The organism is Peribacillus sp. Hz7 (assembly GCF_042136355.1).
Lineage (GTDB): Bacteria > Bacillota > Bacilli > Bacillales > DSM-1321 > Peribacillus > Peribacillus asahii_A.
In genome coordinates this window covers 283566-306722 of sequence record NZ_JBHHJV010000001.1, presented here as the reverse complement: position 1 = coordinate 306722, position 23157 = coordinate 283566, and the positions used below count along the sequence as shown (strand labels likewise).

Here is a 23157-nt window from a genome sequence, read left to right as displayed (position 1 = left end):
AAAGCGAGGGTCTAAAATGAAGGTCAAATGCGTTATATGCGATCAAATTGAAACACTTTCGGATGATGCTCCCGAGGCAAAAAAACTGCGCAATCGTCCTATACATACCTTTATGTGTCAAACATGCTATGCACGAATTGAGAAACGGACAAATGAACGAATGGCAACAGGAAAGTTCCACTTATACCGTACAGCTGTTCAAGAAGATGAGTGGTAAAAAATAATACCAGAAGGTGAACTTATACGGCTGCTAGAGGGGCTAGATATTTACACTCAACATGGCTATACCCCTTTTATCAAAACAACTTCAAACCGCTTGCAATTCCCTTTGAACTACCCCACCTACTCACTGGGCTGTCGCCCTTCACATTCCTTAAGGTCGGGGGTATTCTCGTCTATTTCCTATAAAAAAAGCCGTGCAACATTTGCACGGCTTTTGCTTTTACTCATCAACATTCCGATATTTATCTGGTGTTAATTCAATTTGATTTAACATTACATCAATCATCTCAATCGGAAAACGCTTCTGCTGCTCGCTTCCATCTTTCCAAAACGTAATAAAATAAAATGGTGACTCTTTTATTACTGAAAGATGGCTAAGCTGATGATCCTCTTCTAACAGACGGCTAAAAAACTGTTCCGTTTGTTTAGCCGCCGTGTCATTCGGTCTTGCATCACAGACTACTTTAATCGTGAGCCAATTATAAAGTGCATCCTGTAATGATTTCATCTACAGCTTTACGCCCCTTCTTTTTTTGATTGTTTAAGACGCATACGATAAATACCAAGCACAATGGCTGCAATGACGAGCCCTTCCGCCATCGGAAGAAACACTCCAAGAAAACAAAGCATTGTACATCCAAACGCCATTACCGTATAGATCACTATATTTTTAAGCAAAGGCAATTTTTTGGCAAAACCTAACTGATACACAAGGATACATAATCCAAAAATCGTTAAATATAAATACCACATTCCTGCTTCAGGGTTTTCATCGACCCGATATAGTGCTGCAAAAAACGATAATCGCTCTTGGATATCCATGCTTTATTCCTCCTAGCGCTTACTTTGTTTCCGCATATTTTTTCTTTTTCGCTGCTTTTTCACGTTCATTTTTCTCTAGAATTTTCTTACGAAGACGAATAGATTCTGGAGTCACTTCCAAGTATTCATCATCAGCCAAGTACTCTAACGCTTCTTCTAGAGACATGATTCTTGGCTTTTTCATAGAAGTTGTTTGGTCTTTATTCGCTGAACGCATGTTTGTCATTTGCTTTGCTTTTACAACGTTAACAGTCAAATCATTTTCGCGATTGTGTTCACCAACAATCATACCTTCGTATACTTCTGTACCTGGTTCAACGAAAATGACACCGCGATCTTCAACACCCATAATTCCGTATTGAGTTGCTTTACCATTTTCCATTGAAACAAGAACTCCTTGGCGACGTCCACCAACTTGACCTGATTGCATTGGTTGATAACTATCAAATGTATGATTCATAATTCCATAACCACGAGTTAATGTTAAAAACTCAGTTGAGTAACCAATTAACCCACGTGCCGGTACGTTGAAAAGTAAACGAACTTGGCCGCCACCGTTATTAATCATATCAAGCATTTCACCTTTACGAGCACCAATCGATTCCATAATGGATCCCGTATGCTCCTCTGGTACATCAATTTGAACACGCTCTACAGGTTCACAACGTACACCATCGATTTCACGTACGATAACTTCCGGTTTTGATACTTGAAGTTCATACCCTTCACGACGCATATTTTCAATTAAAATAGATAAATGAAGCTCGCCTCGTCCAGATACAATCCAAACATCTGGTGAATCTGTATTCTCAACACGTAAGCTTACATCTGTTTGTAATTGAGTACGAAGGCGCTCTTCAATTTTACGAGCCGTAACAAATTTACCTTCACGACCTGCAAATGGACTATTATTCACAAGGAATGTCATTTGAAGAGTTGGTTCGTCAATACGTAGAACCGGCAGTGCTTCCGGATGTTCCGTTGGACAAACTGTTTCCCCTACATTGATATCTTCCATACCGGAAACAGCAATTAAGTCGCCAGGGAAAGCTTCTTCAATTTCTACCCTTTTCAAACCGATAAAACCAAAGATTTTTGTTACACGGAATGTTTTAACTGTTCCATCAAGCTTCATAAGAGATACTTGTTGACCAACATGCATTTTCCCGCGGAATACACGACCAATTCCGATACGTCCTACATAGTCGTTATAATCAAGCAAAGCAACTTGGAATTGTAACGGTTCGTCACTGTTATCAACTGGAGCAGGAACCGTTTCAACAATTGTTTCAAATAATGGCACCATGTTTTCTTCTTGTTTTGATGGGTCAGTACTTGACGTACCTGCAATACCTGAAGCATAAATAACTGGGAATTCTAATTGATCTTCCTCAGCACCTAATTCGATAAATAAATCCAATACCTCATCGACAACTTCTTCCGGACGAGCTGAATCTTTATCGATTTTGTTTACAACAACGATTGGTGCAAGCTTTTGTTCTAATGCTTTTTTCAACACAAAACGTGTTTGCGGCATACATCCTTCATAAGCATCGACAACAAGGATAACACCATCCACCATTTTCATGATCCGTTCTACTTCACCACCGAAGTCGGCGTGTCCTGGTGTATCAAGAATATTGATACGTGTATCTTTATATTGAACAGCTGTAGTTTTCGCAAGAATAGTAATTCCACGTTCTCTTTCGATGTCATTTGAATCCATTGCACGTTCTTCTACATGTTCATTTTCACGAAATGTACCAGATTGCTTTAACAGCTGATCCACAAGTGTTGTTTTCCCATGGTCAACGTGGGCAATGATAGCTATATTTCGAATATCTTCTCTTAATTTCAAAAAATTCACTCCTAAAAAGTTGGTGTATTCGTATCTTTAATATTAGCTTACATATTATATCACAAACATAGTAGAAACAAATACAGAAATTATGTACAATATAACTATTAGGGGTGAAAATTATGAAAATCAAATGGCCATTTTTAATTTTAGCAATATTAGCCACAATCTGTATTGGTTCAATTGGTATATCCATTGCCGAAAAAAGCATATTAGGAATTGTAGTAGCAATCATTATCCTTTGTGGAATCATGGGATTTGGCTTTACCCAAAAAAAGAAATGGCGTGAAGCTGGTAAATTAGATTAACAACATCCTTTTAAAAAAATCGCCGTATCATTCGGCGATTTTTTCATGGGTGTATCTCAAGTTTATCTGTTTAAAATATACTCTTCCAAAACAGATTCGTGAAAGCCGGGTTTTGCCACAAACAGTGAACCGCCTTTTATGTAATCTAAATTTTCTCCAAACAAATCGCTTACTTTTCCTCCTACCTCTTCAACAAGGATTGAACCTGCCGCAAAGTCCCAAGGTGATAAACGCATCGTAATATACGCATCAATTCTTCCCGCTGCAACAAAGGCAAGCTCTAAAGCTGCTGATCCATATGAGCGAGTGCCGCGAACATCATTGACTAAGGCAGCTAAGATAGCCGGATTAATTCGTTTATTCGTAACAATCCAGCTCGCATTGATGGACAAAATCGCTTCCCCTACACCTACCTCGGATAGGGGAGATAATGGATGATGATTCAAATAGGCGCCTTCTCCTTTTATAGCATGGTATAGTTCATCATGAACGACGTCATACACCATCCCTACTTTTCCGACCCCATCCTCATAAATGGCTAATGAAATAGCAAAATTGCGTTGTTGATGAATAAAATTCAGTGTCCCATCGATCGGATCAATAATCCAAACAGTTCCTTTTAAATCATTGATATCATGCCCCATTCCTTCTTCACCGAAAATACGATGCCCTGGAAAGGTTTCTTTAATTTTACTTACAAAAAACCGCTCTGTTTCCTTATCCATATTGGTTACTAAATCATTCGGGTTCGTTTTTGTTTCAATATCCAATTCCATTGCAAAGGACTCTCTTAACTTTGCTCCGGCTTCTTTAATCCATTTCTTTGCATATTGATCCATTTCTTTAATTGATGCCACCTAAATCCCCACCCTTGTTTTCTGCAACTTACTTCTATTAATAAGTTCTTTATCCTTACATTGATTATTCACATTAAACCACTTCAATTTTTTAACAATTCTTTTCTTAATTTTGCCACAACTTATCAGAAAAGCGCAAGCGCTTGGGCTCGCTCTTTTTTACAAGACTTCCCTAAAAATAAGCAGCGTTGAAAAACAATAGACAAAGCGCTTATTTTCATATCACATGATGGTGCAAATTTTTGCATAGCTGTCTGTTATAGAACGTTTTCGATTAACAGAGCCTTTTAGTTATAAAATATAAAAATGAAAGGCGGACACTTTTACTTTACGTACGAAGTGTCCGCCTAGCTTTTATATAAGGTTTTGCACGCAACATCGTTCATGTCAAATACCAATTTCTCCTTTATTCAGTTCACTTCGTATGTTACAATGCTTTTAGTTTTAATAATTCTAAGCGAATGCGCTCTAGTTTTTGCTTACATTGTGATTTTTTATTTTCATTTTTTTCTTCAAGTGCTTCAAAAAGGGTTGCTAATTCATAGTCCATTTCCATTCGTAAAACTGCAGCTCTATGTCTTTCAACTTCTTTAGCCTTTAACGCTTGGTTCACGACTTGTTTCATAATTAACATTCTCCCTTCCTTAATTAACGAAATTTTCAGATTTGTTTATATATTTATCTTATCATATGATGTCCGACAAAAAATAGCAACAAATTTATACGCTAATTCATCAATAATTTTTTATTTTTTTTTATTGGCTATGCTAAGATAAGCTGAGAAAGTTCAATAGGAGAGATGTTTAATGAATCAAGTACACTTTACAGCAAGCGATTTCAACACATTTACGATTGATGGTCTCGAAGAACGCATGGACGCTTTAAAAGAAAGAATTCGCCCAAAGCTTCAGGACCTTGGTGACTACTTTGCCCAGCAATTATCCATTATGACAGGAGAAGAAATCTTTCCGCATGTCGCTAAGCATGCACGTAGAACCATTAATCCACCAAAGGATACATGGGTCGCTTTTGCCGCTAACCGCCGCGGCTATAAAATGATGCCGCATTTTCAAATCGGATTATGGGAAACCCATCTATTCGTTTGGTTTGCTGTTATTTACGAAGCTCCAAATAAAGCTGAATTTGGCAAAAAGCTTGAAGAAAATGCCGATTTATTAAAAAGCATCGTCCCAGAAAGCTTCGTCTGGTCTATCGATCATATGAAACCTGATGTTATTCCTCATAACGAATTGAATACGGAAGATTTACTTTCCATGTTTAAACGACTTCAAACCGTTAAAAAAGCAGAGATTCTCTGCGGTATTCAGATTCCACGTGAAGAAGCGGTTCAGTTAACGGATAAGGAGTTAATTGATACAATCCAATACACATTTGAAACGTTATTACCACTATATAAATTGCAATAAAGACAAACTAAGCATCATCGAAACGAATGATGCTTAGTTTATTTTAAATGATGACTGTGTTAAATAATATTGTTGATAAAACGATTTTTGGCTCATTTCGTGTTAGACCACGGTCTCACACGCCTTTCAGCATAGCCTAAATGATTATACCTTCTACTGTTGCACTTGCTTTTTACTCGCTTGAATTAACTCGATAATATCTTGTTTACGATTTTGCTCAAAGCTTTCGATAATTTTGCTGCCTACGATGACTCCATCACAATATTTTGTCGCACTGCGAACATGTTCTGGAGTAGAAATACCAAACCCTGCTAAGACTGGAACAGGACTAATTTCTTTTACTTGTTCTAGATAAGCTCCTACTTCACTACCGAATGCTTCACGTGCTCCTGTAATACCCGTGACCGTTACCGCATAAATAAATCCTTGTGCAGTCTCAGCAAGTTCAGCCATTCTTTCTTTCGATGATGTTAAGGTAACTAAACGAATCAAATGGATTCCCGCCTCTTGAATCGGAGCGAATAACCCTTCTTCTTCTACAGGAACATCCGGAATAATGCAGCCGGCAATCCCAGCTTTTACGCAATCAGTCACAAACTGCCCGATGCCATAGGCTAAAATCGAGTTGCTATACCCCATGAAAATAAGCGGAATCGAAACATCTTCTCGGATATTCTCTAATTCCTCTAAAATTTTCTTTAATGTCGTGCCATTGTTAAGTGCGCGAATGCCTGCACGCTGGATAACTGGCCCATCTGCTACTGGATCTGAAAAAGGAATCCCAAGCTCCACAGCAGTCGCTCCCTGCTGTTCAAAAAATAACAACTGCTCTTTTAAACTAGAGAGCTCGCCATCTCCCGCCATAATATAAGGAATGAACGCTTTTTCACCATTCTGCTCACAGCTTTTTAGTGCCGTAGCTAATCGATTATTACTCATGTTCACTACCCCCTAATCTCGCTTGAACAGTTTCGACATCTTTATCTCCACGTCCTGAAAGACAGATGACAATCCCTTCCTCTTGTTTCATTTGCTTAGCTAATTTAAAACCGTAAGCAATCGCATGGGAGCTTTCAAGGGCTGGAATGATCCCTTCTTCCTTCGAAAGCATCTGAAGAGCCTCTAACGCCTCTTCATCTGTAACAGATGTATAGGTCACCCGGTTGATATCCTTTAAGTAACTATGCTCTGGGCCTACTCCAGGATAATCCAGTCCAGCTGAAATCGAATGAGCTTCTTGAATTTGTCCATCTTCATCTTGTAGTAAATACATATACGCACCATGAAGCACACCTGGTTTTCCCTTTGTTAAGCTTGCTGCATGAAGTGCTGTGTCAAGTCCATGCCCGGCTGCTTCTACACCGTACATTTGAACAGACTCGTCTTCTACAAACGGATAAAACATACCCATCGCATTACTGCCGCCGCCAATACATGCAACAACAGCATGAGGCAAACGATCTTCTTCTTCAAGATACTGCTTTCTCGTTTCCTTTCCAATCACACTTTGGAAGTCCCTTACAATCACTGGAAATGGATGCGGTCCTAATACAGATCCCATAATATAGTGTGTATCTTCCACATGGGCTACCCAATAGCGAAGCGCTTCATTTACAGCATCCTTCAGCGTACCGCTGCCTTGAGAAACAGACACAACTTTCGCGCCTAATAGCTCCATCCGAAACACATTTAATTTTTGACGTCGAATATCTTCACTGCCCATGAAAATAATACATTCTAAGTTTAAAAGTGCACATACCGTAGCTGTTGCCACTCCATGTTGCCCTGCTCCTGTTTCGGCGATGACTTTTTTCTTCCCCATTCTTTTCGTTAACAACGCCTGACCAATTGTATTATTAATTTTGTGAGCACCTGTGTGATTTAAATCTTCACGCTTTAAATAAATTTTTGCTCCGCCAGCTAGCTTCGTTAAATTTTCAGCAAAATAAAGCGGTGTCTCGCGGCCGATATATTTTTCTAAATAATAGTCTAATTGTTTTTGAAATTCCGGGTCTTGTTTCGCTTGTTCGTATACGTCTTCTAATTCAGTAATGGCATGCATTAGTGTTTCTGGAACAAAACGACCACCGTAAACCCCAAAATGCCCTGTTTGATCTGGTTGTACGTATTTACTCATTGTTCATTCCTCGTTTCTGTCGTGCTTTGCTTCGCCTGCAAAACGAAAGCCCGCATTTTTTGTTCATCCTTTACGCCGTCCGTTTCTACCCCGCTCGCTACATCCACACCAAACGGCTTTACGACCTGAATTGCTTCGGCTACATTATCGGCTGTAAGACCGCCTGCTAAGATGATTTTTTCAAATGGTAAAGATGCAGCAGCAAGAGCGTTCCAATCTAATGTTTTAGCTCTCTGTGCGGATTTTGAATTCTTTGGTAAATCAACTAAATAATAATCAGCTGGATAGTTTACTAGTTTCGTAAAATCAGCGCTCGACTCAATCGAGAATGCTTTAATTACAGGAAGAGGCATGCGGCTTGCAAGCTCTGCTGATTCTTGACCATGTAATTGGATATAATCTAACCCTGCAAGAGCGGCTGTACGGATAATATCTACTTCACTTTGATTGGAGAATACACCCACTTTTTTAATATGCTGCGGTAATTCTTTTGCAATAGCACGAGCCTCTTCTGGCTCAATTTTACGACTGCTTTCCGCAAAAATAAAACCGATAAAATCCGTCCCAGCGTCCGCTGCTATTTTCGCTGCTTCTACCGTTTTAACGCCACAAATTTTTACAAACATGATGTTCTCCTTTATAACGGCAATTGAAACTGCTTTAATGTTTCCGGTAAATCAACGGCTTGCATCAATGTTTCTCCAACAAGAATGCCTCTTGCACCTGCTTTTTTCACACGTTCTACATCCGCTACCGTTTTAATGCCACTTTCGCTAATGATAAGATGACGATTAGAATCCAAGCGACTTGCTAGTCTCTCCGTCACAGCTAAATCGACTTCAAATGTTTTCAAATTACGATTATTAATGCCAATAATTTCTGCATCTATCGCTAAAGCTCTCTCTAATTCTTCTTCATCATGTACTTCTGTCAAAACATCTAATCCTTTTTGTTTCGCATACGTATAAAGAGCTTGCAATCGCTCTTGCGATAGAGCGGCAACAATTAATAAAATAACCGTGGCCCCTGATTCATACGCGCGATCAATTTGAATTTCATCGACCATAAAATCTTTGCATAATCTTGGAATTGCTACATTTTGACTCACCTGTTGCAAGTCTTCAATACGCCCTTTAAAAAACTTTTCGTCGGTTAAAACAGAAATAGCCGTCGCTCCATTTCGTTCATACGTTAATGCTTGCTCTACAGGATTTACATCTAAATTAATTTCTCCTTTAGATGGTGAAGCTCGTTTAATTTCAGCAATGACCGACATTGATGTGGCAGTTCGTAATTGTTCAACAAGCGAGGGCCGCTTCACTTGAAGTGCCTCACCCGTTAATCCGGTTTCCTTTAATCTTGCTACTTCTATTTCTTTCTCGTCAATGATTTTCGTTAGAATATTTCCCATTTATTGCACCACCTTATTTGATGTACTATGTGTAATAAGCGCTTCAAGCTTCCCAAGTGCGGCCCCACTATCAATACTTTCTTGCGCAATTGTAATTCCCTCTTGAATTGTTGCAGCTTTTCCGTAAGCATATAACCCTAAGCCTGCATTTAAAAGAACTGTATCGCGATACGCTCCTTTTTCACCTTTTAATAATCGCAAAAGAATATCCGCATTTTCTTTTGCATCTCCACCTTTAATAGCCGTATTATCATACACTGGCAAACCAACTTCATGAGGGTGAAGAGTAAAAGAAGTTACCTTTCCTTGATCAAGTAGTGCAAGGAAGTTTTCTCCTTGTAAACTCGCTTCATCCATAAAACCAGCACCGTTTACAACGACAGCACGCTCTCTGCCGATTTTATTTAACGAGCTCGCGATTGTCTCAAGCATATCACGACGATTGATCCCAAGTAACTGCGTATTTAATTTTACAGGATTTGTTAAAGGTCCGATAAGGTTAAAAATTGTTGGAATTTTCAACTCTTTTCTTACCTTCATAATCCTAGCCGTTTTCGGATGAACAGATGGTGCGAACAAAAACGTAATCCCAATCTCCTCTAATAAAGACTCCATTTTTTCTTTTTCAAGATATAGATTAATGCCTAATGCCTCCAGCACATCGGCACTGCCTGTTTTACTCGAAATGCTTCGATTTCCATGCTTAGCAACCTTTACTCCTGCTCCAGCCAACACGAAGGCCGATGTTGTACTAATATTAAAGCTTTGTGAGCCATCTCCGCCTGTTCCGCAGTTATCCATCACATTAATGCTGTTTGTCTCTACCGTTTTCGCTTGCTCACGCATTACTTTCGCTAAACTTGCAATCTCTTCCGCTGTCTCTCCCTTTGATTTTAAACCAATCATAAATGCCGCAATTTCACTATCCGTGACCTCTTCACTAAATAACGTTTGGGTTGCTCTACTCATCTCTTCTGCCGTCAAATTTTGACGCTCTGCTAACTTTTCTAAGTATTGTTTCATCCTTAACTCCCCCATTCGCTTGCTTTACTTAAACAGATGTTTCAATTTGATAAAGAAGGGCTATTTTATAAAATTCATGCAATAACTCTTTTCCGGTCTTGGTCCCAATTGATTCTGGATGGAATTGCAAACCGTATAGCGGATAACTCTGATGTTTCAACGCCATAATTTCTCCGTCATCTAAAGATGTTGCCGTCACTTCAAGCTCTTCTGGCAAACTTGCTCTTTCAACGACTAACGAGTGATAGCGCATAACCGGAAATTCTACTTCTTGTTTAGCAAATAAATCCGTTCCCGTACTTTTAATCACAGACGTTTTTCCATGCATAATATTTTTAGCGCCAATCACATTTGCTCCAAATGCTGCACCAATCGCTTGATGACCAAGGCAAATCCCTAAAATCGGAATCTTTTTGTAAAATGCTTGAATAACGTCAATGCTCACGCCCGCTTCCTCTGGTCGACCCGGCCCTGGAGAAATCACAATCGCTGTCGGTTGTAGTGCTTCAATTTCAGCAATCGTAATCTCATCATTCCGTTTGACGAGAATTTCTTGTTCCACTTCGCCTAAATATTGATATAAGTTATATGTGAAAGAATCATAGTTATCGATTAATAAAATCATTTTTTATGCACCTCCATAAGGGCTCTAGCTTTATTTTGTGTTTCTTCATATTCCTTTGTTGGGTTAGAATCATATACAATCCCCGCCCCTGCTTGCACATATGCTTTCTGATTTTTAATAATCATCGTTCGAATCGCTAATGCCATATCTAAATTTCCACCATAGCTAATATAACCAATTGAACCAGCATACACACCGCGCTTAGTATTCTCTAATTTATTAATCAATTCCATTGCGCGAATTTTAGGTGCTCCTGAAACGGTACCAGCCGGCAGACAAACCGTTAACGCATCCAAGCTTGTAAATCCATCACGCAGTTCCCCGGTAATTTTGGAAGCAAGATGCATCACATGCTGATAACGTTCAATTTTCATTTCTTCTGTTAAATGAATCGAACCAATCTCACATACACGCCCTAAATCATTTCTTCCTAAATCAACAAGCATACGATGCTCTGCTAATTCTTTCTCATCAATGAGTAAGCTTTCTTCTAAGCCTTTGTCCTCTTCCAGTGTCTTTCCTCTTGGGCGTGTACCAGCAATCGGATTAACATTTACCGTTTTTTCAGATACACTAATGAGACTTTCTGGAGAAGAACCTAGTACCGTATAATCTCCAAACTCTAAATAGAACATATACGGCGATGGATTCGCTAATCGTAAGCGGCGGTAGGCATCAAATGACTTCCCGTTAAAAGGTGCTTGAAAGCGTTGTGACAGTACAATTTGGAATACCTCACCAGCTACAATCGCTTCTTTTGCGTCCACGACCAGTTGTTCAAATTCCGTTTGACTAAAATTAGATGAGAACTGCAGCGGTTCTGCTAACAGTTCCTCACTCGGAACATTCGGCTCTAAAATCATCTTTTTCATATTAGCAAGACTTGCTTCATAATCTTCTTCGCCTGTTAATAGATGAATTTTTTGTAATAAGTGATCAAATACAATTAGTTGTTTAAAAAACAGAAAGTGAGCATCTGGCATACCTAATTCGTCTTCTGGAACGTAACCGATATTTTCATATTGACGGATGACATCATACCCGATATACCCCATCGCTCCCCCGTTAAAAGGCGGCAATTCTACACCATCTGCTTCAACCTCAACAAGTAGCTCACGCTTTAAAAATTCGACGACTTTGATTTGTTCTTCGCTCGTTACTCCCGTTTCGTGATCAGTCACAACGACTTTATTTTCGATTGATTTTACTTCTAAATATGGGTCCGTACCAATATACGAATAGCGGCCATTATCTTGATGAGAATGAGAACTTTCTAATAAAAACTTTTTTTCACCCTGCAACTTTTGAAAAATGGCAATTGGCGTATGGATATCTCCTTCGAGTGTTTTTCCTTTAAACCGGATTTTTCTTTGTTGATTCACCTTATTCATCTTCTTATCCCCCTTATTAGAAAAGCGCAAGGCGCTATGTATTTTCCATATAAAAAAATCGTCCTCTACAAACGTAATGTGTACGTTTGTAGAGGACGATTTAGACCGCGGTGCCACCTCAAATTGGAAAGGACTCTTTTTCTTTCCCTGCTCAATTCCGTTAACGGTGGAAATCCGGGTCCCTCTACTATCGTTCAAGACACCACTCATAAGTCCATTCATCTTTATATATCGTACCGGATTCCACCAACCCCGGCTCTCTGTAAACGCCTCTATAAAGATTACTACTCTTATTCATCGATTTGTTATATGAGAAAAGTGTAAGGCGTCTGGAGCCAGACACCAAAACATATCGGAAATTTTATCATTTCTACCTTTTAAAAAAATGCAAAAAGGGCCCTCATCCAAAGGACGAGGAACCCGTGGTACCACCTTTATTAGCTTCGAAAAGCTCACTTTATAGCATTCTCTATCAGAATGCTTATCTCAAGTAACGATGAGACACATCGCCAAAGCCTACTCCAGACTGTTTCGGTTTGGGGCTCGGAAGTCCATTCTCTTAACTTTGCTCACTGGTTTGCACCAACCACCAGCTCTCTATAGAACAACTATTTAAGATACTACTCTTCGTCTTCGCCTGTATATTCATATAATTTATACTTGTTATGTTAGAACAATCCTTTAATAAAGTCAATAAATTTTCTAAAAATTTTCACAATAAAGTGAAAATTCCATCAGTGGGGGTTTTCCTTCATCCCCCACTGATGGTTAGTTAAACCAACCGGACCTTTACTACAAAAGCGAGGCGACTGTTCCGCCCCGACAAGCATTTCATCTTATGACCTCGAGGGGCTAGGAGCCGCAACTAAATGAGGGCAGTTGTCCCCACCTATCTTCTTTGTTTTCTCATAAGCTTGAGGCGGGGGGCTTACTGCCCGTTAAGTGTGGGATAAAATCATTTCATTTGAATCCAGCCATCATCGGCTGTTTCTTTTGCTTTTTTTATCACTTGATAAGCGGAATAACCACTGCTTTCTTGAAATTCATCGGTATAGTTTTTCTCATCCGCTTTTCCTGGCACAATTTCTTTGAAGCGTCGGTACGCCTTCATCAGCTCTTCTTTTGAAACTTTACTTTCATACGCTTTTGCAATTGCTTCAAAAAAAGTAATTACATCTACAATTTCTTCTGTTGACCACGTATAGTCCATTGGATATTGATATTCCATTGTTTCGCACCTCTTTATTATATGTTTCTCTCTTGCTGTTCGGCACTTTCGTTTATTTTGCCCATTTATTTCGAATTTCTTCTGCTTGACCAATAATACGATCAAATAGCTCAGCTGTTGATGGAACATCATGAATTAATCCCATCACTTGCCCAGCCCAGCCGAATCCTTCCTCTTCAACACCATCGTAAATATAGCGTTGATTCGCTTGCCCGCTTATGTAATCTTTCAACTGCTCGTATCCACCGTTTTCTTTCTCAATTTCTAAAATTTTATCTGTCCAATTGTTTGCAATCGCTCGAGCTGGTGCTCCAATAGAACGTTTAATAACAACCGTATCATTTTCCGTCCCAGCCACTAAAGCGTTTTTATACAGTTCATGAGCATGGACACATTCCTTAACTGCAATAAATCGCGTCCCCATCTCAATCCCTTCTGCGCCTAATGCTAATGCCGCCATTAAACCTCGACCATCCCCAAAGCCGCCTGAAGCAATAACAGGAATCTTAACAGAATCAACAACTTGAGGAATTAATACGGATGTTCCGATATCATCACGTCCTAAATGACCGCCTCCTTCTTGTCCAACAACCATGACCGCATCTGCACCTAATTGCTCAGCTTTCATCGCTTGTCGTCTTGCTGCAACAAGAACAAGTTTTTTAACGGGCGTATCTTTGACAAAATCTAAAAAAGGAGCCGGGTTTCCTCCTGTAACAGAAACAACCTTCACTTCTTCTTTCAAAGCTACTTCAAGAAAATGCTCATACGGACGCCCATGATTACCAATGGCAAAATTAACACCAAATGGTTGGTCCGTCAAAGATTTTGTTTTTCGAATTTCTTCTTGAAGTTCTTCAGGTGTACGTAAAGACATCGCTGTTACTTGTCCAAGACCGCCTGCATTGGAAACCGCTGCAGCTAAATCAGCATATGCTAAATAGGCTAACCCCCCTTGAACAATTGGATATTTAATGCCTAACAATTCTGTAACACGTGTACTCCATTTCATTATAAGTCTCCCCCTTTTATTTGCGTTGTTAAATGACGTTATTACTACCTGAATGAACATAGCCTATCATTTACATGATTCCCCTGATACCATCCATTCTGGTATTTCTTTATATTATTACAAATATTTACTAACCCTTCAATTTTCCGAGCTTATTTTTCGGAAATTTCCCTATGCAACGACATTTATACATGCTATAATTTCTCTTGTTTTATGCGAAATTTACATTGATTAAGAAATGGGGTCAAAAAGAATTGTCACAATACGAAACTCCTTTATATACTGGCTTAATCGATCATGCAAAAAAAAATCCGATTCAATTTCATATTCCTGGACATAAGAAAGGAAATGGAATGGACCCGGAATTTCGCGAATTTATTGGCGAAAACGCATTATCTATCGATTTAATTAATATCGCTCCGCTAGATGACCTTCATCGACCTAAAGGCATTATTAAACAAGCGCAGGATTTAGCAGCTGAAGCATTCGGAGCTGATCATACATTTTTCTCAGTTCAAGGAACAAGCGGTGCAATTATGACAATGGTTATGACAGTTTGTGGACCTGGAGATAAAATTATCGTCCCTCGAAATGTTCATAAATCGGTTATGTCAGCGATTGTATTCTCTGGAGCTGTACCTATTTTTATCAATCCAGAAATTGATAAAAATTTAGGGATTTCTCACGGTATTACTATAGATCAAGTGGAAAAAACATTACAGGAGCATCCTGATGCAAAAGGGTTACTTGTCATCAACCCAACCTATTTCGGCATTGCCGCGGATTTAAAGAGAATTGTCGAGACAGCTCATTCCTATAATGTACCTGTCCTTGTCGATGAAGCACACGGTGTTCATATTCATTTTCACGATGAATTACCTCTCTCAGCGATGCAGGCAGGCGCAGATATGGCCGCAACAAGCGTTCATAAGCTCGGCGGTTCTATGACGCAAAGCTCGATTTTAAATGTGAAAGAAGGGCTTATCCCCGTTAACCGTGTGCAGTCTATTCTTAGTATGTTAACAACAACCTCTACATCTTATATTTTGCTAGCTTCCCTTGATACTGCTAGAAAACAATTGGCAACAAGAGGAAGAGAAATGATTGATGAAACGATTAAACTAGCCAATTATACACGCGATGCCATTAATGAAATTTCTTTTTTATATTGTGTAGGAAAAGAAATTTTAGGCAAGAAAGCCACATACAATTACGACCCAACTAAATTGATTATTTCAATCAAGGACTTAGGAATTACAGGGTATGATGTTGAAAAGTGGCTTCGTGAAAAGCATAACATCGAGGTAGAATTATCAGACTTATATAATATCCTTTGTTTAGTTACACCAGGAGATACGAAAGCGGACGCTGATTCCCTTATTTTTGCTTTACAAGACTTAGCTGAGCAATTTAAAGGTGAAGCAAACGAGAATGATCCCGTTCGCGTTATACTGCCAAATACACCGAATCTTGCTTGTACGCCTAGAGACGCCTTCTATGCGGAAACAGAAGTTGTACCGATTGAGGAATCTATTAATCGTATTAGCGCTGAATTCATTATGGTATATCCGCCTGGCATCCCAATCTTCATTCCAGGGGAAATGATTACGGTTGAAAACATCACATATATTCAAAAAAATATAGAAGCAGGACTGCCTGTACAAGGACCTGAAGATCCTGAAATTAAATTTTTACGAGTAATTAAGAAACAACAACCTAGAAAAAGCTGGCTCACTTGAGTCAGCTTTTTCTAGTTACACTATTGATAAAATAAAGTGAAACTTCCATCAGTGGGGGTTTTCCTTCCTCCCCCACTGATGGTTAGTCACGTTCTACGGTCACTAAGATCTCCGCTTCGCTTCAATCAAGTGACCGTACGAACCTGATTGGTGAAAGCTTACCTTTGAAAATCGCAAAGGTAAGTTTCACTGTATCTCACCAATCGGACCTTTACTACAAAAGCGAGGCGACTGTTCGGCCCCGACAAGCATAAGATGAAATGCGGCGTGGCGCAGTTTGCCACAGAGCATGACAGCTTATGACCTCGAGGGGCTAGGAGCCGCAACTAGATGAGGGCAGTTGTCCTTGTCCCCCCACCTCTCTTCTTTATTTTCTCATAAGCTTGAGGTGGGGATCTTACTGCCCGTTAAGCGTGGGATAAATAATCGTTCATACAATCCCCTATAAACAGAGCCTAAAACACAAAAAAGGTACCTCCCAAATCGAAAAGCACCCGAACTTCTACGTCATTATTTATTTTTTAATTTTCCTCAGCAGCAGTTGTATTACAGCTAGGGCATTTTTGACTATGTGAATAAAGAATACTTACTTTTTCATCTTCAAAATGAGCGATTGTACTATCACAGCTTTGGCAAATGATCGTTCCCATTCCGACAACTCCCTTCTAATATATTAGATGTTATATAATCGAATTGTAACCGCTTTACATTCATAATAATATAACACATTTAAAATTTCAAGCAAAAAAGTATAACATATATTTCGTATTTTTATCATTTTTTCACTTAAACTCTCTTATAGCGTTATCCACGAAATTTATCTTCTTTTTAACAATACCAATCATACAAATAATGGTAAAGTATAATGAGGTAAATTGGAGTTAAGGAGGATGAACATGACTGAACATGCGTATATTAAACTCGTTCCACATCCAGAACGAACGACAGTTACGATTGACACGATTAAAGAATTATTACATGACTATCAAAACATAACCTCAAAAACAGGCAGGCAGATAAATTGGAATTACCATGAAGCAGCCTTTCCTTATGAAATAAAAGAGCCGGCACCTCCTACAAACAATATGATATACCTTCAATCCCTAACAGACGGTTACCATCTTATCTTAATCGGAATCGATCAAGAACAAATTCATGAGGAAGAAAACGAACGTATCAAAATGTATATTCAGATAACGCTCGCTGAACATTCTACGTTTGGAGATAAAGGCAAAGCTAATGAACTATGTAAATTTCTCGCCAAACAATTAAAAGGGGAACTTCACTTGTTCAATAAGCGTATCATGTACTTTTATCCTCGTAAGTGAAGAAATTCTTTTAATGAATAGGAATAATCACTTCCAAACAAATTTGCAAGACCGCATAACAAAATAAACTCATCACGGTTACTAGCAGCGTCTGTTTAGTCGATTGTAAAATAAGCTTTCCAATATAAATAGCGAAATAGGAAAACAGAAGAAACATTAGTGATTTATAGAAGAAGCGATCATTCATCGACAACCATTCCGCAAGCGTATAGCTGCTCCAAATGATTAGTTGAAAAAGAAAAACACAATATCTTTTCACATTAGTCACTCCATTCATCTTTAAATCTATGGGCATCCATTAAAACTTCTATAGTTTCATCTTATGTAACGCTTCTGCTATCCATTTCCATTGATCAAAATTTTATAGACAAACCATTCCTTTATAAAGTGAAACTTCCATCAGTGAGGGTTTCCCTTCATCCCTCACTAATGATTAGTCACGTTCTACGGTCACTAAAATCTCCTCCACTTCAATCAAGTGACCGTATGAACCTGATTGGTGAAAGTTTACCAATGGGATTTTTACTACAAAAGCGAGGCTAGGAACCGCAACTAGATGAGGGTAGTTCCCACCTATCTCTTTGTTTCCTCATAAGCCTGAGGTAGGCCGTTAAGTGCCGGAATAGCACAAAAAGCACACTGCTAAAAGGCAGTGTGCTAAAAACATCACGTTATTATTTAATAATATGGATAGGAGTACCTAGAGCTACTTCAGCAGCTTCCATTGTAATTTCTCCTAATGATGGATGTGCATGGATAGTCATCGCAATATCTTCAGCTGTCATACCTGCTTCAATAGCAAGTCCTAGTTCAGCAATGATATCAGATGCATTTGCACCAGCGATTTGCGCACCAATTACTAATCCATCTTCTTTACGAGTCACAAGTTTCACAAAACCGTCTGTCGCATTTAAAGAAAGCGCACGGCCGTTTGCACCGTATGGGAATTTAGAACCGATTGCTTCAATTCCTGCTTCCTTCGCTTGTGCTTCAGTAAATCCTACAGTCGCTAATTCTGGCTCAGAGAATACAACAGCTGGGATTCCTAAATAGTCGATTTCAGAAGGGTGTCCAGCAATTGCTTCAGCTGCAATTTTACCTTCGTAAGATGCTTTGTGTGCTAATTGTGGACCAGAAACAACGTCACCAATAGCAAAGATGTTTGGTACATTTGTGCGACCTTGTTGATCTGTTTCAATTAAGCCTCTATCAGTTAGGTTAACCCCAACTTGCTCAAGACCGATATCAGAAGTATTTGGACGACGACCAACTGTAACAAGTAAGTAATCAGCTTCGATTTTCTTCTCTTCACCTTTTACTTCATACGTTACAATAACGCCGTTTTCTGTTTCTTCTACACCTTTCGCAAGTGCTTTTGTAACAACTTCTACACCTTTGCTTTTTAGGTTTTTCTTCACTAGAGTTGTCATTTGTTTTTCGTAAGCACCTGAGAAGATATCATCTGTTCCTTCAAGAATTGTTAATTTCGTACCCATGTTCGCATAAGCGCTACCAAGTTCAACCCCGATAACTCCTCCACCGATTACAACCATAGAAGATGGAACTTCTTCAAGAGCAAGAGCTCCTGTAGAGTTAATAACACGTTTAGAATATTTGAAAGCTGGAATTTCAACCGGTGTAGATCCAGTTGCGATAATCGCATGTTTAAATGTATAAGTTTGAGCTGAGTTTTCAGTCATCACACGTACATTGTTAGCATCTACAAAATATGCTTCACCAGCAACCACTTCAATGTTATTTCCTTTTAATAGACCGCTTACGCCGCCTGTTAATTTATTAACAACCGATTCTTTCCACGCTTGTACTTTTGAAAAATCGATTTTTACGTTTTCTGCAGTAATACCGATGTTTTCTGAATGCTGTGCATTATGAAAACGATGTCCTGCTTCAATTAACGCTTTAGATGGGATACATCCTACGTTTAAGCAAACCCCACCAATTGCACCTTTTTCAACAACTGTTACTTTTTGACCAAGCTGTGCCGCACGAATTGCTGCTACATACCCTCCTGGGCCAGATCCGATGACTAAAGTATCTGTTTCAATTGGAAAATCTCCTACTACCATGATGATTACGCCTCCATTAACAATAATTCTGGGTCATTCAGTAACTTTTTAATATGATTTAAGGCATTTTGACCTGTCGCACCATCAATGATACGGTGATCAAAGCTTAAAGACAATGCCAAGACTGGAGCTGCAATAATTTCTCCATCGCGAACAATCGCTTTTTCAGCTATACGCCCAATCCCGAGAATAGCAACTTCTGGATGGTTAATGATTGGAGTGAACCATTGACCTCCTGCAGAACCGATATTCGTAATCGTACAGGATGCCCCCTTCATTTCTCCAGGAGTTAATTTACCTTCACGGGCTTTATCAGCTAACTCATTAATCTCTTTTGAAATAGCAAAAGGCGATTTGCGATCTGCATCTTTTACAACGGGAACGAGTAAACCTTTATCTGTATCAGCAGCAATTCCAATATTGAAATAGTGCTTATGGATAATTTCACTCGTCTCATCATCAAAGGATGTATTAAGTATAGGATACTCACGTAATGCACTTGTTAACGCTTTAACAACATAAGGCAAGAAAGTTAACTTAATTCCTTTAGCAGCAGCAATCTCTTTGAACTTTTTACGATGAGCAACAAGTTGCGTAACATCGACTTCATCCATTAACGTAACGTGCGGAGCCGTTTGTTTAGATTTCACCATTGCTTTGGCAATCGCTTTTCTCATTGCACTTACTTTCTCACGCGTTTCTGGATATTGCCCTTCAGGAATCACAACTGTTTCAGCAACTGTAGTTTCCATTTCTTGTTGTTGCGAAGCTTCAGCTTGTCCAGCTTCTTCTTGTGGAGTGGTTTGACCATTTATGTAAGCCATAATGTCTTCCTTCATAATACGCCCATTATCTCCCGAACCTGTAACCAAGCGAATATTTACCCCTTGTTCTCGTGCATACTTTCTCACAGAAGGCATCGCAATAATACGACGACTTGAATCAACATCCGCTACTGGAGCAGGAGATGACTCTTGAACAACCTCAGTTGTTGTCTGAGTTTCAGCTTCCGCCTTACTAACGTCTTCTGCTTTTTCCTCCTCATGATCCCCTTTGAACTTAAGATGTTCATATCCAGGAGCGTCAAATGTAACAAGAACATCACCAACAACGGCAACCGTTCCTTCTTCTACAAGAATGTCTTCCACCGTTCCTTCAACAGGAGATGGAATTTCCACGACAGCTTTATCATTTTGAACTTCACAAAGGACGTCGTCTTCCTGGACTTTGTCTCCTGGCTTTACAAACCACTTTACTATTTCACCTTCATGTATACCTTCTCCGATATCAGGGAGTCTAAATTGAAATGCCACTGAATTCAACCTCCTATATTAAATCATACTTGGTGCTACGAATAAAGTCATTTATCACGAATTTCTGATTATCCTTGTCAAAGTATCTGACAATTACTTTACCGTTTCTTCAAAAAGTAGGATTAAAACTTCAATACTTTTGTTGCCGTTTCAATAATATCTTTATAATTCGGTAACCACACTTGTTCAGCTTGTGAGAACGGATATACTGTATCTGGTGCAGCAACACGTAACACAGGAGCATCTAAACTTAAAATGGCACGTTCTGTAATTTCTGATACAACATTAGACGCGATTCCCGCTTGTTTTTGTGCTTCTTGAACAACAATTGCTCGTCCTGTTTTTTCAACAGAAGCAATAATTGTTTCAATATCTAATGGAGAAATGGTACGTAAATCAACCACTTCAACAGAATGACCTTCTTTTGCTAATTCTTCGGCCGCTTTAATAGATTCCTGAACCATCGCTCCATACGTAATAATGGAAAGATCAGTACCTTCACGTTTTACGTCCGCTTTTCCTAGAGGAATGCTATACTCTTCTTCCGGTACTTCTTGGCGGAACGAACGATATAATTTCATATGTTCCAGGAAAATAACTGGATCATTATCACGAATAGCTGAAATTAATAACCCTTTTGCATCATAAGGTGTAGAAGGAATGACGACTTTTAATCCCGGTTGTTGCGCCATTAGTCCCTCTAAACTATCCGCATGTAATTCTGGCGTATGCACACCGCCGCCAAATGGTGAACGAATCGTTACCGGTGCGTTATAGCGTCCGCCTGAACGATAGCGCATCCGTGCCAATTGACCACTAATTGAATCGATGACTTCATAAACAAACCCAAAGAATTGAATTTCAGGAACTGGACGGAAACCTTGTAGAGATAACCCTACCGCTAAACCACCAATTCCAGATTCAGCAAGTGGTGTATCAAAGACACGCTCTTCACCAAATTCTTTTTGCAGATTTTCCGTTGCACGGAAAACTCCACCGTTTACTCCAACATCCTCTCCAAAAACCAATACATTTTCATCATTACGTAACTCTGTACGTAATGCATCTGTAATCGCTTGAATCATCGTCATTTGAGCCATGGCTTACTTCGACTCCTTTTCTTTATAAATTTCAAATTGCTCTTTTAAGTTAAATGGCATCTCATCATGCATAATTGAAATTAAATCTGTTACTTTTTGCTTCGGCTCTGCGTCCGCTACTTTAATAGCTTCTTTAATATCTTCTTTCGCTTGTTCAATCGTTTCATTTTCTAATTCTTCATTCCACAAACCTTTATTTTCTAAAAACTTACGGAAGCGAACAAGTGGATCTTTCAATTCCCACTCATTATCCAATTCTTCTGTACGGTAACGTGTTGGGTCATCACCAGCCATCGTATGTGGTCCATAACGATATGTTAACGTTTCAATTAAGGTTGGACCTTCTCCATTAACAGCGCGTTCACGAGCTTCCTTCGTTGCCGCATAAACGGCTAACGCATCCATTCCATCAACTTGAATACCAGGAATTCCTGCCGCTACCGCTTTTTGTGCTAAAGTTTCTGCAGCCGTTTGTGCCTCTACAGGAGTAGAAATCGCAAAGCGGTTATTTTGAACGACGAAAATAGCTGGGGCTTTAAACGCACCCGCAAAGTTGATTCCTTCATAGAAATCACCTTGAGACGTTCCACCATCTCCGGTATATGTGATGGCTACTGATTTTTTACCACGCTTCTTCATGCCGAGCGCTACTCCAGCTGCTTGAACATATTGAGCTCCAATAATAATTTGTGGAGAAATTACATTCACGCCTTCCGGAATTTGATTTCCTTTGAAATGTCCGCGAGAAAATAAGAAAGCTTGTGAAAGCGGCAATCCGTGCCAAACAATTTGTGGGACATCACGATATCCTGGTAAAATAAAATCTTCTTTTTCTAAAGCAAAGTGCGAAGCAATTTGCGACGCCTCTTGTCCAGCAGTAGGAGCGTAAAAACCTAGTCTGCCTTGACGGTTTAAAGAAATGGAACGTTGATCTAAAATTCTTGTATATACCATACGTCTCATTAATTCCTGCAACTCTTCATCTCGTAAATCCGGCATAGCTGCCTCATTTACTACTTCGCCTTCCTCATTCAATATTTGAAAAGTCTGGAACTGCCCTGCTACTGCTCGAAACTGTTCCTCTACATCCAATTGAAATTGTTTCGTTTTTGAAGCCATTCTGTATCATCCTTTCATTAAAAGGTTATTCATTATTATTGTATAAATCCTAAACTGTAACGCATCTCTAACAATTTATGTTTCCCTTAAGCTTTCGTTTGCAAACCTAATCACATAATTTACATTGTACATTTTACCTCTGTATTAATA

General features: G+C 39.2%; 25 protein-coding genes and 2 other annotated features. Of the genes, 5 read left to right on the top strand and 20 right to left on the bottom strand.

What is annotated here, in order from left to right; all coding sequences use genetic code 11:
* The first annotated feature begins 16 nt into the window (after nucleotides 1-16).
* Nucleotides 17-217 carry a YlaI family protein gene (locus tag ACE199_RS01490; protein ID WP_119116170.1) on the top strand — a complete coding sequence of 67 codons (201 nt, stop codon included), beginning with the start codon at nucleotides 17-19 and terminating at the stop codon, nucleotides 215-217.
* A gap of 225 nt (nucleotides 218-442) precedes the next feature.
* On the opposite strand, the gene ACE199_RS01485 is transcribed toward ACE199_RS01490, so the two are convergent.
* The 3 genes from ACE199_RS01485 to typA are packed head-to-tail and all read right to left on the bottom strand — an operon-like array spanning nucleotide 443 to nucleotide 2902.
* Nucleotides 443-730 carry a hypothetical protein gene (locus ACE199_RS01485; protein ID WP_252294082.1) on the bottom strand — a complete coding sequence of 96 codons (288 nt, stop codon included), beginning with the start codon at nucleotides 728-730 and terminating at the stop codon, nucleotides 443-445.
* An 8-nt stretch (nucleotides 731-738) separates the two neighbouring features.
* Nucleotides 739-1044 carry a YlaH-like family protein gene (locus tag ACE199_RS01480; protein ID WP_119116168.1) on the bottom strand — a complete coding sequence of 102 codons (306 nt, stop codon included), beginning with the start codon at nucleotides 1042-1044 and terminating at the stop codon, nucleotides 739-741.
* A 19-nt stretch (nucleotides 1045-1063) separates the two neighbouring features.
* Nucleotides 1064-2902 (bottom strand): translational GTPase TypA, encoded by a 1839-nt coding sequence (gene typA, locus ACE199_RS01475; RefSeq protein WP_375348304.1) that lies wholly within the window; start codon nucleotides 2900-2902, stop codon nucleotides 1064-1066.
* Nucleotides 2903-3024: 122 nt separating this feature from the next.
* On the opposite strand from typA, the gene ACE199_RS01470 reads away from it, so the two are divergent.
* Nucleotides 3025-3210: a DUF5325 family protein gene (locus ACE199_RS01470; RefSeq protein ID WP_373995318.1), complete on the top strand. Its 186-nt coding sequence runs from the start codon at nucleotides 3025-3027 to the stop codon at nucleotides 3208-3210.
* Between the two features lie 62 nt (nucleotides 3211-3272).
* On the opposite strand, the gene ACE199_RS01465 is transcribed toward ACE199_RS01470, so the two are convergent.
* Nucleotides 3273-4067, bottom strand: a complete 795-nt coding sequence (locus tag ACE199_RS01465; protein WP_252294078.1) for an inositol monophosphatase family protein — start codon at nucleotides 4065-4067, stop codon at nucleotides 3273-3275.
* Nucleotides 4068-4494: 427 nt separating this feature from the next.
* The gene (locus ACE199_RS01460; protein WP_127759666.1) at nucleotides 4495-4692 is read right to left on the bottom strand and encodes a hypothetical protein; all 198 of its coding nucleotides are present in this window, start codon (nucleotides 4690-4692) and stop codon (nucleotides 4495-4497) included.
* A gap of 181 nt (nucleotides 4693-4873) precedes the next feature.
* On the opposite strand from ACE199_RS01460, the gene ACE199_RS01455 reads away from it, so the two are divergent.
* Nucleotides 4874-5494 carry a YktB family protein gene (locus ACE199_RS01455; protein WP_375348303.1) on the top strand — a complete coding sequence of 207 codons (621 nt, stop codon included), beginning with the start codon at nucleotides 4874-4876 and terminating at the stop codon, nucleotides 5492-5494.
* A 153-nt stretch (nucleotides 5495-5647) separates the two neighbouring features.
* On the opposite strand, the gene trpA is transcribed toward ACE199_RS01455, so the two are convergent.
* The 9 genes from trpA to ACE199_RS01410 form a co-directional block, all read right to left on the bottom strand.
* Complete coding sequence (gene trpA, locus ACE199_RS01450; RefSeq protein WP_375348302.1) at nucleotides 5648-6433, bottom strand: tryptophan synthase subunit alpha; 786 nt, start codon at nucleotides 6431-6433, stop codon at nucleotides 5648-5650.
* Nucleotides 6426-7631, bottom strand: coding sequence for a tryptophan synthase subunit beta (gene trpB, locus ACE199_RS01445; RefSeq protein ID WP_252294066.1), 1206 nt, complete (start codon nucleotides 7629-7631; stop codon nucleotides 6426-6428). Before trpB ends, trpA begins: the two co-directional genes overlap by 8 nt.
* Complete coding sequence (locus tag ACE199_RS01440; protein ID WP_375348301.1) at nucleotides 7628-8257, bottom strand: phosphoribosylanthranilate isomerase; 630 nt, start codon at nucleotides 8255-8257, stop codon at nucleotides 7628-7630. The genes trpB and ACE199_RS01440 overlap by 4 nt, the downstream gene beginning before the upstream one ends.
* An 11-nt stretch (nucleotides 8258-8268) precedes the next feature.
* Complete coding sequence (trpC, locus tag ACE199_RS01435) at nucleotides 8269-9042, bottom strand: indole-3-glycerol phosphate synthase TrpC (protein ID WP_375348300.1); 774 nt, start codon at nucleotides 9040-9042, stop codon at nucleotides 8269-8271.
* Nucleotides 9043-10065, bottom strand: coding sequence for an anthranilate phosphoribosyltransferase (trpD, locus tag ACE199_RS01430; protein WP_375348299.1), 1023 nt, complete (start codon nucleotides 10063-10065; stop codon nucleotides 9043-9045).
* A 28-nt stretch (nucleotides 10066-10093) separates the two neighbouring features.
* Nucleotides 10094-10690: an anthranilate synthase component II gene (locus ACE199_RS01425; protein WP_252289824.1), complete on the bottom strand. Its 597-nt coding sequence runs from the start codon at nucleotides 10688-10690 to the stop codon at nucleotides 10094-10096.
* A complete protein-coding gene (gene trpE / locus ACE199_RS01420; RefSeq protein WP_375348298.1) occupies nucleotides 10687-12081 on the bottom strand; it encodes an anthranilate synthase component I in 1395 nt (464 codons plus the stop codon). The genes ACE199_RS01425 and trpE overlap by 4 nt, the downstream gene beginning before the upstream one ends.
* Before the next feature lie 88 nt (nucleotides 12082-12169).
* Nucleotides 12170-12388, bottom strand: a binding site (T-box leader).
* Nucleotides 12389-12485: 97 nt separating this feature from the next.
* Nucleotides 12486-12724 (bottom strand) — a binding site (T-box leader).
* A 312-nt stretch (nucleotides 12725-13036) separates the two neighbouring features.
* Nucleotides 13037-13309, bottom strand: a complete 273-nt coding sequence (locus ACE199_RS01415; protein WP_119116158.1) for a UPF0223 family protein — start codon at nucleotides 13307-13309, stop codon at nucleotides 13037-13039.
* Between the two features lie 52 nt (nucleotides 13310-13361).
* Nucleotides 13362-14321 carry an NAD(P)H-dependent flavin oxidoreductase gene (locus tag ACE199_RS01410; RefSeq protein WP_252289818.1) on the bottom strand — a complete coding sequence of 320 codons (960 nt, stop codon included), beginning with the start codon at nucleotides 14319-14321 and terminating at the stop codon, nucleotides 13362-13364.
* 254 nt (nucleotides 14322-14575) lie between these two features.
* On the opposite strand from ACE199_RS01410, the gene ACE199_RS01405 reads away from it, so the two are divergent.
* Nucleotides 14576-16060 carry an aminotransferase class I/II-fold pyridoxal phosphate-dependent enzyme gene (locus tag ACE199_RS01405; protein WP_127762479.1) on the top strand — a complete coding sequence of 495 codons (1485 nt, stop codon included), beginning with the start codon at nucleotides 14576-14578 and terminating at the stop codon, nucleotides 16058-16060.
* 521 nt (nucleotides 16061-16581) lie between these two features.
* Here ACE199_RS01405 and ACE199_RS01400 read toward each other — a convergent pair.
* Nucleotides 16582-16710: a GapA-binding peptide SR1P gene (locus ACE199_RS01400; protein WP_127759656.1), complete on the bottom strand. Its 129-nt coding sequence runs from the start codon at nucleotides 16708-16710 to the stop codon at nucleotides 16582-16584.
* A gap of 246 nt (nucleotides 16711-16956) precedes the next feature.
* Between ACE199_RS01400 and ACE199_RS01395 the strand changes: the two genes are divergently transcribed.
* Nucleotides 16957-17388 carry a DUF1885 family protein gene (locus tag ACE199_RS01395; RefSeq protein ID WP_375348297.1) on the top strand — a complete coding sequence of 144 codons (432 nt, stop codon included), beginning with the start codon at nucleotides 16957-16959 and terminating at the stop codon, nucleotides 17386-17388.
* Between the two features lie 10 nt (nucleotides 17389-17398).
* Here the strand turns inward: ACE199_RS01395 and ACE199_RS01390 are convergent, their stop codons facing one another.
* From ACE199_RS01390 to pdhA, 5 genes are all read right to left on the bottom strand, one after another.
* On the bottom strand, nucleotides 17399-17647 hold the full coding sequence (locus tag ACE199_RS01390; protein ID WP_375348295.1) for a hypothetical protein: 249 nt from the start codon (nucleotides 17645-17647) through the stop codon (nucleotides 17399-17401).
* 415 nt (nucleotides 17648-18062) lie between these two features.
* The gene (lpdA, locus tag ACE199_RS01385; RefSeq protein ID WP_375348294.1) at nucleotides 18063-19475 is read right to left on the bottom strand and encodes a dihydrolipoyl dehydrogenase; all 1413 of its coding nucleotides are present in this window, start codon (nucleotides 19473-19475) and stop codon (nucleotides 18063-18065) included.
* Between the two features lie 5 nt (nucleotides 19476-19480).
* A complete protein-coding gene (locus tag ACE199_RS01380) occupies nucleotides 19481-20788 on the bottom strand; it encodes a dihydrolipoamide acetyltransferase family protein (RefSeq protein ID WP_375348293.1) in 1308 nt (435 codons plus the stop codon).
* A gap of 122 nt (nucleotides 20789-20910) precedes the next feature.
* Nucleotides 20911-21888 carry an alpha-ketoacid dehydrogenase subunit beta gene (locus tag ACE199_RS01375; RefSeq protein WP_375348291.1) on the bottom strand — a complete coding sequence of 326 codons (978 nt, stop codon included), beginning with the start codon at nucleotides 21886-21888 and terminating at the stop codon, nucleotides 20911-20913.
* 3 nt (nucleotides 21889-21891) lie between these two features.
* On the bottom strand, nucleotides 21892-23007 hold the full coding sequence (gene pdhA, locus ACE199_RS01370) for a pyruvate dehydrogenase (acetyl-transferring) E1 component subunit alpha (protein ID WP_375348290.1): 1116 nt from the start codon (nucleotides 23005-23007) through the stop codon (nucleotides 21892-21894).
* Nucleotides 23008-23157: the final 150 nt, after the last annotated feature.